13 protein-coding genes and 1 riboswitch are annotated in these 13,841 nt (G+C 32.8%); of the genes, 4 read left to right on the top strand and 9 right to left on the bottom strand.

Annotated features, from left to right (window positions below; genetic code table 11):
• The first annotated feature begins 431 nt into the window (after positions 1-431).
• Positions 432-1,883, top strand: a complete 1,452-nt coding sequence (locus HMPREF2715_RS07630; protein ID WP_070580980.1) for an APC family permease — start codon at positions 432-434, stop codon at positions 1,881-1,883.
• Between the two features lie 53 nt (positions 1,884-1,936).
• On the opposite strand, the gene HMPREF2715_RS07625 is transcribed toward HMPREF2715_RS07630, so the two are convergent.
• Positions 1,937-3,274, bottom strand: coding sequence for an aspartate aminotransferase family protein (locus tag HMPREF2715_RS07625; protein ID WP_037537345.1), 1,338 nt, complete (start codon positions 3,272-3,274; stop codon positions 1,937-1,939).
• 242 nt (positions 3,275-3,516) lie between these two features.
• Positions 3,517-4,332, bottom strand: a complete 816-nt coding sequence (locus HMPREF2715_RS07620; protein ID WP_033079716.1) for a MetQ/NlpA family ABC transporter substrate-binding protein — start codon at positions 4,330-4,332, stop codon at positions 3,517-3,519.
• 112 nt (positions 4,333-4,444) lie between these two features.
• Positions 4,445-4,551, bottom strand: a riboswitch (SAM riboswitch).
• Between the two features lie 147 nt (positions 4,552-4,698).
• Between HMPREF2715_RS07620 and HMPREF2715_RS07615 the strand changes: the two genes are divergently transcribed.
• Complete coding sequence (locus tag HMPREF2715_RS07615) at positions 4,699-5,124, top strand: hypothetical protein (protein WP_016930668.1); 426 nt, start codon at positions 4,699-4,701, stop codon at positions 5,122-5,124.
• A gap of 199 nt (positions 5,125-5,323) precedes the next feature.
• Positions 5,324-5,950 carry an LPXTG cell wall anchor domain-containing protein gene (locus HMPREF2715_RS07610; RefSeq protein WP_210423035.1) on the top strand — a complete coding sequence of 209 codons (627 nt, stop codon included), beginning with the start codon at positions 5,324-5,326 and terminating at the stop codon, positions 5,948-5,950.
• A gap of 39 nt (positions 5,951-5,989) precedes the next feature.
• Here HMPREF2715_RS07610 and HMPREF2715_RS07605 read toward each other — a convergent pair whose 3' ends face one another.
• From HMPREF2715_RS07605 to HMPREF2715_RS12285, 3 genes are all read right to left on the bottom strand, one after another.
• Positions 5,990-7,315, bottom strand: coding sequence for a putative glycoside hydrolase (locus HMPREF2715_RS07605; RefSeq protein ID WP_070839760.1), 1,326 nt, complete (start codon positions 7,313-7,315; stop codon positions 5,990-5,992).
• A gap of 316 nt (positions 7,316-7,631) precedes the next feature.
• On the bottom strand, positions 7,632-8,378 hold the full coding sequence (locus HMPREF2715_RS07600; protein ID WP_070839757.1) for an HAD family hydrolase: 747 nt from the start codon (positions 8,376-8,378) through the stop codon (positions 7,632-7,634).
• A gap of 479 nt (positions 8,379-8,857) precedes the next feature.
• Positions 8,858-9,046 (bottom strand): AAA family ATPase, encoded by a 189-nt coding sequence (locus tag HMPREF2715_RS12285; RefSeq protein WP_256327024.1) that lies wholly within the window; start codon positions 9,044-9,046, stop codon positions 8,858-8,860.
• 173 nt (positions 9,047-9,219) lie between these two features.
• Here HMPREF2715_RS12285 and HMPREF2715_RS07590 point away from each other — a divergent pair, with 173 nt between their 5' ends.
• On the top strand, positions 9,220-10,110 hold the full coding sequence (locus HMPREF2715_RS07590) for a fructose bisphosphate aldolase (RefSeq protein WP_011274776.1): 891 nt from the start codon (positions 9,220-9,222) through the stop codon (positions 10,108-10,110).
• Between the two features lie 201 nt (positions 10,111-10,311).
• On the opposite strand, the gene HMPREF2715_RS07585 is transcribed toward HMPREF2715_RS07590, so the two are convergent.
• From HMPREF2715_RS07585 to HMPREF2715_RS07570, 4 genes are all read right to left on the bottom strand, one after another.
• Entirely contained in the window at positions 10,312-10,890 is a 579-nt protein-coding gene (locus HMPREF2715_RS07585; RefSeq protein WP_049395432.1) for a PadR family transcriptional regulator, read from the bottom strand.
• Between the two features lie 110 nt (positions 10,891-11,000).
• Positions 11,001-11,321, bottom strand: a complete 321-nt coding sequence (locus tag HMPREF2715_RS07580; RefSeq protein WP_033079711.1) for a YciI family protein — start codon at positions 11,319-11,321, stop codon at positions 11,001-11,003.
• A 40-nt stretch (positions 11,322-11,361) separates the two neighbouring features.
• A complete protein-coding gene (locus HMPREF2715_RS07575; protein WP_141749008.1) occupies positions 11,362-12,186 on the bottom strand; it encodes a class I SAM-dependent methyltransferase in 825 nt (274 codons plus the stop codon).
• A gap of 171 nt (positions 12,187-12,357) precedes the next feature.
• Complete coding sequence (locus HMPREF2715_RS07570; protein ID WP_070839754.1) at positions 12,358-13,797, bottom strand: 6-phospho-beta-glucosidase; 1,440 nt, start codon at positions 13,795-13,797, stop codon at positions 12,358-12,360.
• Positions 13,798-13,841: the final 44 nt, after the last annotated feature.

Below are 13,841 nucleotides of genomic sequence, written 5' to 3'. Positions count from 1 at the left end.
ACTTTACTACATGACTAATTATAGTATGTTCTGAACTATTAATAAAATACATATTTTCGATAGAACCTATTCCATAATGGAATAGGTCAACAAACTTTAATTTTTTAGTAAAATACCACTAAATAAAGGTCTAATTACTTGACTTATTGTGTGTTTTTAGTATGCTAACCTCGACCAAAAGACCACTTTTTATATTTTATGGATAATTTTACTCTTTTTTGTTGTTTTTATTTCTTATTAATCTGTTATAATCAAATCTATCATTTAAAATTTCCTTGTTACACTCTGTCATTTTATAAAAAGTAAGAAAACTTAAAATTTTCAGAAATTTTAGACAAAAATACAAAGTTTTGTGCTAATATAATAAATATTCTAGAGATAACAAGCTAATCTTATAACTCAATATATTAAGTAAGTGGAGGTTCATGATTATGGCCAGTTTTTTCAAAAATTTAACTCGAAAAGAAGATCCCACAATCTATCAAAATAAAGATGGTCATTTAAAACGTACATTACGCGTTCGAGATTTTCTTGCATTAGGTGTTGGTACGATTGTATCAACTGCAATTTTTACATTGCCTGGCGTTGTAGCCGCTGAACATGCAGGCCCTGCCGTTGCATTATCATTCTTACTTGCAGCGATTGTTGCAGGTTTAGTTGCCTTCTCATATGCCGAAATGGCATCAACAATGCCTTTCGCCGGTTCAGCTTATTCTTGGATTAACGTTTTATTTGGAGAATTTTCAGGTTGGGTCGCAGGTTGGGCACTTTTAGCTGAATACTTTATTGCCGTAGCCTTTGTAGCATCCGGATTCTCTGCCAATTTAAGAGGACTCGTATCACCATTAGGTATCGTATTGCCTAAAGCATTATCGAATCCATTCGGAGCTGGTGGTGGTGTGATTGATATTATCGCTGCTGTTGTAATCATTATTACTGCAATCATTTTATCACGTGGTATGACTGAAGCAGCACGTGTAGAAAACGTCTTAGTTATCTTAAAAGTATTTGCAATCGTATTGTTCATTATCGTAGGTTTAACTGCTATCCAAGCATCTAACTATGTTCCGTTTATTCCAGAACATAAAGTGACTGAAAATGGTGATTTCGGTGGTTGGCAAGGTATTTATGCTGGGGTTTCTATGATTTTCTTAGCTTATATTGGATTTGATTCAATCGCAGCCAACTCTGCAGAAGCTATCAACCCACAAAGAACAATGCCTCGTGGTATTCTTGGTTCATTAGCTGTCGCTTTAGTATTATTCGTAGGTGTAGCTTTAGTATTGGTTGGTATGTTCCATTATTCTAAATACGCTGGTAATGCTGAACCTGTAGGTTGGGCACTTCGTCAAAGTGGCCACGGTATTATTGCTGCTGTCATTCAAGCTATTTCAGTAATCGGTATGTTCACCGCTTTAATTGGTATGATGTTAGCAGGATCACGTTTATTATATTCATTTGGTCGTGATGGTTTATTACCACCTTGGTTATCAAAATTAAACCATAAACATCTACCAAACAGAGCACTTTTAATCCTAACTATTATTGGTGTATTAATTGGTTCAATGTTCCCATTTGCATTCTTGGCACAACTTATCTCAGCAGGAACATTAGTCGCATTTATGTTTGTGTCTCTTGCAATGTATCGTTTAAGAAAACGTGAAGGTAAAGATTTACCTGAACCATCGTTTAAAGTACCATTCTTCCCTGTACTACCAATAATCACATTTATTTTAGTATTACTTGTATTCTGGGGATTAAGTTTCGATGCTAAACTATATACTTTAATTTGGTTCGTTGTTGGTATCATAATCTATTTAAGTTATGGTGTTCGACATTCTAAGAAAAATGAAGAAGAGGACTACGTCGTACCAAAAGATTAATACAAATGAAAAAGCACCTGTCTCATCGATTGAGATAGGTGCTTCTTTTCGTGTTACCAGCCTTGACCATCAATATTATAATTATTCAGTTGTCCATCTTGTAACGCTTGCAATGCATTCTCTATTGTATTTAAAGCATAATCTAATTGTTCATACGTAATAACTAATGGTGGTTGGAAACGTAGTACATTACCAGCTACTGCAATCAATACAAGACCATGATCAAAACAATAATTACATATTTTAAGTGCTTCTTCAGAAGCTCTCGTCTTAGCTTGTTTATTTGATACGATATCAATACCAATTGATAAACCTTTACCACGCACATCTCCAACGAAATCATAATCATTCACCCATTGATCCATTCGCTTGCGCACGTAAGCCCCTTTTTCAGAACTAGCAGTTAATAAATCTTCATCTTCAATCATACCTAATGTAGCTAAAGCCGCTTCACAACTTACAGGATTCGCACCAGTTGTAAATAGATGTGCCGGTGCCTCAAGTGTCTCTATGATTTCTTTACGACCAACAATAGCAGACATCGGTAATCCACCTGCTAGTGATTTACCAAATGTAATTAAATCCGGTGTGAAATTAAAGTGATCAATTGAACTCCATGTACCAGTTCGCCCTAACCCCTGTTGAATATCGTCTACAGCAATTAGAATACCATGTTCACGGCATAACGCTTCTAATGCCTCAAAGTAACCATCTACAGGTTCTAATAGACCTCCGTCACCTTGGATTGTTTCTACAACAATACAAGCCACTTCTTCCGCTGGCACATATTTCGCAAACATTTCTTTTAATGGTGCAAGATACTCTTCAACTGTATTTGCATTTGGCTGCTCATACATCCCTCTATATTTATCAGGGAATGGAATATGATAAAATCCATTCAATAATGGTCCATAATGTTTGCGCATATTTAAACTAATGGCAGACATGGATAATGATCCAAATGTTGACCCATGATATGCATTTGTAAAACTAATAATGTAAGGGCGTCCCGTATAAGCTCTCGCAAATTTTATAATACCGTCATTCGCATCAGACCCACTTAATCCAAACGTTACACGTTTTTCATAGTCACCTGGAGCAATTTCACAAAGCTTTTTAGATAATTTCACTGCTGGTTCATGATACATATATGCTGGTGTATAATGAATAAATTTCTCAGCTTGTTTCTTAATCGCTTCAGTAACTGGTTTAGGTGCGTGTCCTACATTTTGTGAACTTGCACTTGATAATAAATCAATATATTCTTTACCATCCACATCTACTAGTGTCGCACCATAACCATGGTCAATGGCTAATGGATAGTATTTTATTCTCCCTGATGCGGCGAAGTATTTCCCATCTTCATTAATTAATTCCTCTGCTTTACTCATATCGGCTCATCCTCCCAAGATAGACCATCCCTTTTGTTTCCCTCTATTTGAAAAGTTCTCCGGCCCTCTAAATAAACACTATTTAAGTGATAATATTGAATATATTACTAATAATTGTCAGATTTGTAAATATTTTCTGAATAATCAAAAATAATTAAAGTTTATAATTTTTGGTATTTATTATTTTCTTTTTAAAAAGACCCCACAAAGCTATTACTTTGCGGGTAGTTTAATATGGATAATTATTTACTTTCGTATGGAATTACATCGTCTCCATATTCTTTCTTAATATAATCTTTAATTTCTTTCGATTGCATAACTTTTAATAATTCTTGGAACTTTTTATCTTTTTTATGTCCTTCTTGTACAGCAATAATATTGGCAAACGGAGATGATTTACCTTCCATAACAATTGCATCTTTAGAAGGTTTCAAACCATTATCGATGGCATAGTTAGAATTCATAATCACTGCTGCTCCTTCACCGTTTTTATATGTCTTTGGTAAAAACTCAGCCCCTTGTTGATGATTGAATTTTAAATTCTTTTTATTTTCAGCGATATCTTCAAACTTAGCATCTTCAATTTTGACACCTTTTTTCAACTTAATGAGACCTTCATCTACAAAGAATGATAAAAATCGTCCTTCTTCCGCTGGATTATTTGAAACATAAATCGTTGAACCTTCAGGAATATCTTTTAGATTTTTATATTTTTTACTGTATACGCCCATTGGAGTTGTAAATACTTTACCTAATTCTTCTATTTTATATCCATGACTCTTCTTTTCAGCTTTTAAATAAGGTACATGTTGGAAGAAGTTCGCATCTACATCACCTTTATCTAATAGTTTATTTGGCACTTTATAATCATTGACCTCTTTAACTTCTAAATCATAACCTTTTTTCTTTAATTGTTCTTTAGCTTTCTTCAACACATCTCCATGGGGTGCAGGTGAAGCAGCAACCGTGATTTTTTTATTATCCTCTTTATCTTTGCCACATCCAGCTAATACAATAACTAAAACTAAAATACTTATAACACTTAACCATTTTTTCATGTATATCGACACCTCTTTTTTAATAATGATTCAATTACACTTCAACTCTTAAATAGTTAGAAGACATAAAAAAATACTTTCTATTATTTAAGAGAAAGTATCGATACACTTTCTCTTATCTCTTAAAGTATTGTCTACTTTATGTGAATTAGCACCATTTCGTTAAACGACGGTTGCTGGGCTTCTTAGGGCACATCCCTCCACCACTCTTGATAAGAGTTAACAAGTTTTATTGAATTGTTATTATATTAGCATTGGATAGTGTTTGAGTCAATATCATTTTTTAAATATTCTAAATTTTTAAAATGTGTGATTTCCTTCGTCATAGGGAATAGCTTGTTAAACTCATTTGAAGGATGGATAATTATGATACGATACGGCTACCACTTTCTTAGTGCATTACTGATTAGCATTTTATTATTGCTTATCATGTTTACTATGGATGTCGTAACACACACGACGCACCTAACCTTGTTATTAATCAATATCGATTTCATTGCTGACCCAAATCAAACACCACTGATTTTAGAACTATTGATTCATATTGTCATTGGATTTTTAATTTACATCACATTTCTAATTATTTATAAATTTTTCAAACCTTTTTACAAAATAAGTTATTTATTACTGATCATCATTTTTCTAATATTATATCCATTACTTATTCTATTGGCACAACGTTCATTTTTTCAATTTAGTTGGACAGAATACGGTTTATGGATGATTGCTCATTTAATTTTCACTGTTTGCATGGCATGGTCTATCCCTTACTTTTCTAAAAAGAAATGGTAAGTTAGCATCATTAAATTTAGTATCACGATTACTTATATTCATAAAAACTTTAATATTGTAAATCTAACTTTACAAATATGTCATTCTTTAAGCTAATTTAAAGTTTCAATATGGTTTACTTTAAACCCCTATTTTAATTAATTCTGAGTGTTACACTAAGGCTGTAAAAGATAAATAATGAAATGGGGTTTTCATTGTGATGAAGGTTTCTCTATTTGCGTCAACACTTATTTCAAGTACAGTATTATTAACTGCTTTTAGTGGACATCAAGCTTTTGCTGCTGATATCGTTACTAAGAATAACGCACAAGAAGTTGCTTCAGAGGCGTTATCAAATAGTGGAGGTAATCCAGATTTACAAAACTTTGGAAAAGTAATCGACAAAGGGGACTATTTTGAAATTAAAAGCCATAATAAAGCAAATGCTGGTTTAGGGGTTTATAAAGTTCATAAAAATGGCCAAGTCGAATATAAAAATGATAAATATAGTAACTTTAATCAACTTCAAAGTGGAGAAACATATGTTGAACACGGTATTGCAAATGCTGCTGAATTAGATGATCTAAAGGAAGAAGCATCTAAAATTAATTCTGTAGATTGTGCGCGTGAATTAAATTCATATTATGTCGGTAACGTTAAATCTAACGAAGTGCCTTCGTCTCAATCAGTAAAAAAACAAGGTAACCATAATAGCACAAATGCTCAATCTTCATTACCTGAAACTGGTCATTCAGACAGTGAACAATCCATTCAATTATTAGGTAGCATTTTCTTATTACTAGGCGGTGCGTTAGTAGCTAAACAATCTCATAAAAAAATCTCATAGAAAAAACGAGATGACTTCAAAGTCATCTCGCCTTTTTTGTTATTGATTGCTGTTCCCATTCTCTTCAGTACTATCTTTTTTATTGTCGTCTTTATTGTCTTGCTGTTTTGTATCTTGCTCTACACCTTCTGGGTCACGTTCTTTCGCGCTACCTTTTTTAGGATTATAGTTTGCACCTTCAGTATATTCGTTCCCCGCATTCCATAGTAAGAACTCATTCACACCATTATCTTTTAAAGCCTGAACTTGTTCAGATACTGCTTTGGCATCATAATCAATATAATTACCATCACCTAAATATGATGCTGTGAAATCTTGAATCCATGGACGAGAAATTGGTTTTTTCTTACCTAGTGAATCTAGTAAACTATTTTCTTTTTGAATGTATCGATTTACTGTTTTGTACGGTTCTGTATCCGGAGCATCTAAACCAAAGTCACCGTTACTCCAATGTGAAGGATAAATCATTGATGAAATCGCATCTACATTTTCAGACATTTTAGGGAAACTTTGACCAATGCCTGGTGCGTTTTTAACTAATGCAGAATAGCCAAATACGTCTGCCGATACGTTAACACCCATTGGTTTCAACTCTTTATTAGCATGTTCTAAGAATTTTGTAATTGTATCAACACGTTGATCACCTGAACTTAACTTGCTATTTTTGTAGTCACCCTTACTATAAGTTAAACTGTCTGCTTCATTTTCAAAGCCTTCTGGGAAACGCACATAGTCAAATTGGATATCTTGGAATCCAGTTTTAGCTGCTGCTTTAGCGACAGTAATATCATAATCCCATACTTCCTTCATGAATGGGTTAACAAAGCTATCGCCTTTACCATTAGTCCAAACTGACCCATCACTTTCTTTAAATGACCACTCAGGATGTTCTTCAGCTAATTTAGTATCCTTAAATGTAACGATACGAGCAATTGGATAAATATTGTTATTATGCAATTTTTTCAACAATTTCTTACCATCTACAATATCTAATGTGTTCTTATCTACTTGTTTATTTCCAGTGTTAAGTTTCATTGTGATATTACCTTCATCATCTTTAACATCGATAACCATTGTATTTAATTTAGAATCTTTAATGAACTTAATTAATTCATCAATCTTATCGCCTTGTGTCAAATTGCTTGTGACATAAATACCTTTAACGCCATCTTTAGGGTAATCGACTTTATTCTCATTCTTGTTTTTGTCATTATTCTTTTTTAATTTCTCGCTTTGACTGTTAGTTTGTTCGTTCTTCTGGCTGTCCCCTTTTTGCCCGCTACTAGATGAATTATCACCATTACTGCACGCAGCGAGTAACAAAGCACTTGTTGTTAATACAGCAAATATTTTGTTCTTTTTCATTCCTTTAGTCTCCGAATATGCTTTATATGTATAATTAGGCTCTCATTATTTAGAATAGTAAGCGATTTAAATAGTTTAATTATCCTAAATAAGAGAACCTAACTTTCTTATAGAATAGCATATTTTATGTACTATTAATCAATATGGCAAAATTTTATATAATAAATTATCTAATATTTGCATACATTTAATTTTTTAAAATTAATGATACCCTGATTATGTTACAAGAGTTCTGAGATGAGAATTGTCCATCACGCATAAAAATAGAGTGTATAGAAAATAGTTACTTTCTATACACTCTATTTTTCATATTAAACTAGTTATAAATTGTTAAATCTTTATATTCATCATCAAGGAGCTTTTTTAATAGAACTTCTATATTATCTTCGCAACAATAAAGACCATCTTTTACATTTAATTCTGTATCTTTATCAGAATTCGTTAACCAAATGGCAGCCATATTAACATTTAACGCTCCCATGATGTCATTTCTATAAGAATCTCCTATAAACAAGCACTCTTCAGGATTAACGTTTAATCTAGACGTGACATTTAAAAATGCTTTAGGATAAGGCTTTTCGCAACCTATATTTTCAGATATAAAAATATTCTTCTCAAAAATTGTTCTAATATCGAAATTATCAATTTTAGTGTTCTGTTCTTTAATCTTTCCATTAGTAAGTATGGCGATGTTTACATTTTCTTTCAAGGTCATAAGTAAATCATTCATTTTTCTATTAACAGTTATACTAGACAGTAGCTTAGTAAAAAAGGATTCGAAATACTCGTTAGCTTCTTCGCGAGAAATATTTATATCAAAATGCTGTAAAGTTTTAATTAGTCTTAACTCTCGCAATTCATCTAAGGTAATAACCCCTTCATCATGCTGTTTCCAAAAGTATAAATCATATTTTTTAAATAATTTCATAAAGTCACTATAATCTATATCTTTAAACAACGTATACGTTTCAAACGTATCTTTATTCGCTTTTATCCATAATTTATTAAAAGAAAATAGCGTATTATCTAAATCAAAAATAACCAATTTAACTTTTTTAATCATTACTCACACGCCTTTTTAAATGAATGAAGGGTTCAAAAACTCCCTACTTTAAAATAAATGATAACATAAAACGAACTATCATTCACATTTCATATAAATAGTTCGTTTTTATGTCGTTAATAATAAGAAACTATGTTAAATATTTGTAGGTATTTTTTAAACTAATGACCATCTTAATGATTATGTTATAAGTTTTTGAGACTTGAATTACTTATAACCCATTTAATATGATCTTGCGTTTTCAATTGTTGTAACTTGATGAATTCATTATTATTTTCAGGAAATTGCCACACATATTTTATAAATTCAAAACTAATTGTATTCGGATTACCCCCAATACGATGACGTTTCAAATTGTGAATAATCACCCTTTTTATGACACGGTAAATACACTTCCATCTAGGTTCTTTTAACCATATAACGTCAGTTGCTCTCTTCAACCTTAAAGGTAGTGTGTCCGAATAATTACCATCAATAATCTAAGTATTTTTAGCAATAATTTGATTAAGCTGTTCAATTAATTCTTCTTGACTAATCGTCGTTTTGTTATCAATCCAATTGATGTTATCCATATGATATAAAGGTATGCCATACATTTTATGTAAATGATGAGCTAATGTCGATTTACCAGAGCCTGGACTTCCAATAATTAAAATACGTTTTTCCATTTTCCCCTCACTTAATAAGATTTATTTACTTTATTATCGCTAAATACGTCTAATTTATGAAACTATAAACTGTAAAATATGAATTTTCAATAAATATAAGTTTTATAACTTGAGAATGATCTTTATTTTTATCATAATAAATATGAAAGTTAATTAAAGGAGTGGAAAGAGTAATGAATAAAGAACAATTAGAAAAAATGACAAATGGGAAAGGTTTTATCGCAGCATTAGACCAAAGTGGCGGTAGTACTCCTAAAGCATTAAAAGAGTATGGTGTAAACGAGGACGAATATAGCAATGATGACGAAATGTTCCAACTTGTGCACGATATGCGTACTAGAGTTGTAACTTCACCTTCATTCTCTCCAGACAAAATTTTAGGTGCTATCCTTTTCGAACAAACTATGGATCGTGAAGTTGAAGGCAAATACACTGGTGACTACTTAGCAGACAAAGGTGTTGTACCTTTCTTAAAAGTCGACAAAGGTTTAGCTGAACAACAAAACGGTGTTCAATTAATGAAACCTATCGATGATTTAGACGATACTTTAGACCGTGCGGTTGAACGTCATATCTTCGGTACTAAAATGCGTTCTAATATCTTAGAATTAAATGAACAAGGTATCAAAGATGTTGTTGAACAACAATTTGAATTCGCTAAAAAAATCATTGCTAAAGGTTTAGTACCAATCATTGAACCTGAAGTTAACATTAACGCTAAAGATAAAGCTGAAATTGAAGAAGTATTAAAAGCTGAACTTAAAAAAGGCTTAGATGCTTTAAACGATGATCAATTAGTAATGTTAAAATTAACTATCCCAACTAAAGCTAACTTATACAAAGAATTAGCAGATCATCCAAATGTTGTACGCGTGGTTGTATTATCAGGTGGTTACAGCAGAGACGAAGCTAACAAATTATTGAAAGACAATGATGAATTAATCGCAAGCTTCTCACGTGCATTAGCAAGTGACTTACGTGCTAGCCAATCACAAGAAGAATTTGATAAAGCATTAGGTGACGCAGTAGATTCTATCTACGACGCATCAGTAAATAAAAACTAAGGTGCGCAGAAAAGCGTTCAGATCGTGAGCAATAACGAGCTATGAGCAAAAATCGCTCTTTGATTTTAGCGATTAGCGTATTATTGTCGAACGATCTGCTTTTCGTAGCCCGTTTATCATTCCGGCGAAGTGCTCTACAACTTCACTCGAATATTTAAAAGCCGACTGGTTATTTCAACCGGCCGGCTTTTCTAATATTCACTATTTATAGAAACGTTCTAATTTTTGTTTAGTTTCCTCAATAAATACATTTAATTCTTTTTGTTTTTCTTCATCTTGTAATGCGCTTTGACTTGCTTTCATAAATCCATGAAATAATCCTTGTAATTGTTCACGAGATGCTTTCATCTGTTCAAAATCTACATTTTTAAATTGTTCTAAGCGTTTTGTAAATTCATCTTGGTCTACATTCTCTTTTAAAAAAGTTTTACCTTCATCTGTAATTGTGTAGATTTTTTTGTTACCTTCTTTAGAAATCGATACAAAGTCTCTATCTTCCAACATTTGTAATATGGGATAAACTGAACCAGGACTCGGTGAATAGAATCCTTTGAAACGTTCTTCTAAATCCTTAATGATTTGATAACCATGACGTGATTCCTCTTCTAACATTTGTAAAATTATAAATTGTAAATTTCCCTTTTTGAAGAATCTATCTCGACCTCCACCACGGCGTCCAAAACCACCAAATCTCTCAAATCCTTGTGGCCCTTTACTTCTACCAAATTGTTCAAAATGATCCATTCTTTGTCTTATATCTTGCATATGTCTTCTAAACATCATTAAAATCACCTTTTTTTATTTAATTAATTACTTTTTCGATATATCGTTATGTTTTTTAACAAAAATAAATACCACCCCAACAAACCCTGTCAGAATAGTATTTACGATTATTCTTCATCATTAAATTCCTCGTTTGTGAGTTGCTCGAGATTACCGAATAATGGTTTCCACTCTTCAATGGTATAATTTGAAACCAATCCCTTATACCAAAATGGATCTTTCTCAAGTAATGTCATTAATTCGTCTCGATTTTTAACTTTAAATATTAAATAAGCTTCTTTTATATCTTTCCGCGCATTCACTGTAGGACCAGAAACGATTAAATGTCCTTGTTTGATTAATTTCTTCAAATATAAAACATGTGGAACAACGTACTTTTTCCATCTTTTTAAATCAGTGTGTTCAAATTTTACGATGTAGTGTTTCATCGAATGCCTCCTCTAAACGTGAATCAATACTTTACCAAATTTACCCCCCAGTGATAACAGGTATGGTATCGCCATATTTATCTCGTAAATAGTGTTCTACGCTTGCAAGTTGCTGTTCATCTAGTTCTACTTCTACTTCTTTTAACCATTGTGGCAATTGTTGCATCACATCTTCAATTGGTTTGTCATTATGTTGCGTATGGCGTTCGATTAATGTTTCATAAGTATAATCATTAAAGTATAACAACTGTAATAAATAATACATATCCGCCGTCATAGGTTGACTTTCTTCGTCTAAAAATGCCACGACTTCATCGACAATTGAGTTTTCCTTAGGTCCTGCAATTAAACTGACATAAACAAATTTCTGTGCAATATCGATTGCCTTGCTAACCGCTTCCCACGTAGTCACTGCTGGACACATTGACGCAAAAACTAAATCATGCTGCCCTAATTCTTCTAGTTGAGCATCTTCAAACGATTGATTTAATGTTTTAAGTGTTACACCGTAATGATTTGCATTATCTTTTAACATGTCATGTAAAATTGGCGATGGTTCCAACGCTGTAACTTTAGCACCTTCTTTAGCAAACGGGACACTAAACACTCCTGACGCAGCCCCTACATCTAATACACTTAAATTACTAAATCGACCTGTTTGTTGCTCAATCCAATTCATAATCCGTTTCGTACGGTGCTGGCTTTCTTCAGTAAAAGAATTTTTATTAAAGTTTTCTGCCCACTTTTCAAAACCTGGTGTCGATGGATCACCTAAACCTGCACGTTTCATCCTTTTATCCTGAGTATTAGGGTCATCTTCCCACGCTTTCTCCCAATATTGATTACTAAATATATCTTTTGTCATAAGTAATCTCCTTTTCATTTGATACCCTCATCTTAACCACTCTTGTATAGTTCATAAACTAATTCGCATTCTCATTAAAAAAGCTTTCAACCAATCCAAAGCAAGTTAGCTACGCTTTGAAAATGATTGAAAGCTTATGTTGTATTCTATTATTCCTAACAATTTCAAAAGTTACAGTTCTTCACCGTTTGACTCAATCACATTACGATACCAGTCAAATGAGTCTTTCTTTGTACGTTCTAGTGAGCCATTTCCTTCATTATCACGATCTACGTGAATTAAGCCATAACGTTTTTTCATTTCACCTGTTGTAAATGACACGATATCAATAATACCCCATGGTGTGTAGCCCGTTAAATCAACACCATCTTTGTCAACTGCATCAATAGCTGCTTTGATATGTTCACGTAAATAATCTACACGATAATCATCATGGATTTGTCCATTTTCATCAAACTCATCCACGGCACCAAAGCCATTTTCAACAATAAACAATGGAATTTGATAGCGATTATATAAGGCATTTAATGTATAACGTAACCCTACTGGATCGATTGCCCAACCCCAATCACTCTTCTTAATATAAGGGTTATCTACTGAATTAGGTAAACCACCATTAACGATATTATCTTCGACACTTGCTTCATTATCATGTTTTACGACAGTTGACATATAGTAGCTAAATCCAATGTAATCCACTTTGCCATCACGTAAAATTTCATCATCACCCTCTTGCCAACCAATGTCGAAACCTTCACGTTCAAACATCTTCGTTGCATAACCTGGGTAATAACCACGCGCATGAACATCAGGGAAGAAGAAACGCATACGACTAGCCACTTCTGCTTCCATAATATCATTTGGATTACAACTATATGGGTAGATTGGAACATGTGAAATCATCGCACCAATTTCGAACTCAGGATTGATTTCTTTACCAATCTTAACTGCTTTAGCACTAGCGATTAATTCATTATGTGCTACTTGGTACAATACCTCTTCTTTATTATCGTCCTCTTTTAATGATACACCTGAGTTTGTCCATAAGAAGATTGGATTATTAATGTCCATTTGGTTATTAATTTCGTTAAATGTCATCCAATATTTCACTTTATCTTTATAACGGTTAAATACTGTTTCTGCAAAATGTGCAAAGAAATCTGCCACTTTACGATTTCTGAAACCACCATATTCACGAGCTAAGTGTAACGGCATTTCAAAATGTGAAAGTGTGATAACAGGTTGAATGTTATATTTTAATAACTCATCAAATAAGTCATCATAGAATTGTAAACCTTCCTCATTGGGTTCAACTTCGTCACCTTTTGGAAAAATTCGAGTCCAAGCAATTGATGTTCTTAAGCATTTTAAACCCATGTCACTAAACATTTTCACATCTTCTTTATAACGATTGTAGAAATCAATGCCAACATGATTTGGATAATATTTGTCAGGTTCTACATCTTGCGTAATTTCATGTGCTTTACCGTGTGCCCCAGCTGTCATAACATCAATGACACTTAGTCCTTTTCCACCTTGGTCATAGCCACCTTCGAATTGATTAGCCGCTAAAGCGCCACCCCATAAGAAATCATTAGGTAATTTAGACATGTTCCAAAACTCCTTTATAATTTTTTCATTAGTGTTTTACTTTT

The sequence above is a fragment of the Staphylococcus sp. HMSC062A01 genome (genome assembly GCF_001836805.1).
Lineage (GTDB): Bacteria > Bacillota > Bacilli > Staphylococcales > Staphylococcaceae > Staphylococcus > Staphylococcus haemolyticus.
The sequence above is the reverse complement of the archived record's forward strand: the minus strand, read 5'-3'. Positions and strand labels throughout refer to the sequence as shown.

What these genes read in the sequence shown, in the direction of transcription:
- HMPREF2715_RS07630 (WP_070580980.1), top strand. Translation starts at nt 432, where the DNA reads ATGGCCAGTTTTTTCAAAAATTTAACTCGAAAAGAAGATCCCACAATC.
- HMPREF2715_RS07625 (WP_037537345.1), bottom strand. Translation starts at nt 3,274, where the DNA reads ATGAGTAAAGCAGAGGAATTAATTAATGAAGATGGGAAATACTTCGCC.
- HMPREF2715_RS07620 (WP_033079716.1), bottom strand. Translation starts at nt 4,332, where the DNA reads ATGAAAAAATGGTTAAGTGTTATAAGTATTTTAGTTTTAGTTATTGTA.
- HMPREF2715_RS07615 (WP_016930668.1), top strand. Translation starts at nt 4,699, where the DNA reads ATGATACGATACGGCTACCACTTTCTTAGTGCATTACTGATTAGCATT.
- HMPREF2715_RS07610 (WP_210423035.1), top strand. Translation starts at nt 5,324, where the DNA reads ATGAAGGTTTCTCTATTTGCGTCAACACTTATTTCAAGTACAGTATTA.
- HMPREF2715_RS07605 (WP_070839760.1), bottom strand. Translation starts at nt 7,315, where the DNA reads ATGAAAAAGAACAAAATATTTGCTGTATTAACAACAAGTGCTTTGTTA.
- HMPREF2715_RS07600 (WP_070839757.1), bottom strand. Translation starts at nt 8,378, where the DNA reads ATGATTAAAAAAGTTAAATTGGTTATTTTTGATTTAGATAATACGCTA.
- HMPREF2715_RS12285 (WP_256327024.1), bottom strand. Translation starts at nt 9,046, where the DNA reads ATGGAAAAACGTATTTTAATTATTGGAAGTCCAGGCTCTGGTAAATCG.
- HMPREF2715_RS07590 (WP_011274776.1), top strand. Translation starts at nt 9,220, where the DNA reads ATGAATAAAGAACAATTAGAAAAAATGACAAATGGGAAAGGTTTTATC.
- HMPREF2715_RS07585 (WP_049395432.1), bottom strand. Translation starts at nt 10,890, where the DNA reads ATGTTTAGAAGACATATGCAAGATATAAGACAAAGAATGGATCATTTT.
- HMPREF2715_RS07580 (WP_033079711.1), bottom strand. Translation starts at nt 11,321, where the DNA reads ATGAAACACTACATCGTAAAATTTGAACACACTGATTTAAAAAGATGG.
- HMPREF2715_RS07575 (WP_141749008.1), bottom strand. Translation starts at nt 12,186, where the DNA reads ATGACAAAAGATATATTTAGTAATCAATATTGGGAGAAAGCGTGGGAA.
- HMPREF2715_RS07570 (WP_070839754.1), bottom strand. Translation starts at nt 13,797, where the DNA reads ATGTCTAAATTACCTAATGATTTCTTATGGGGTGGCGCTTTAGCGGCT.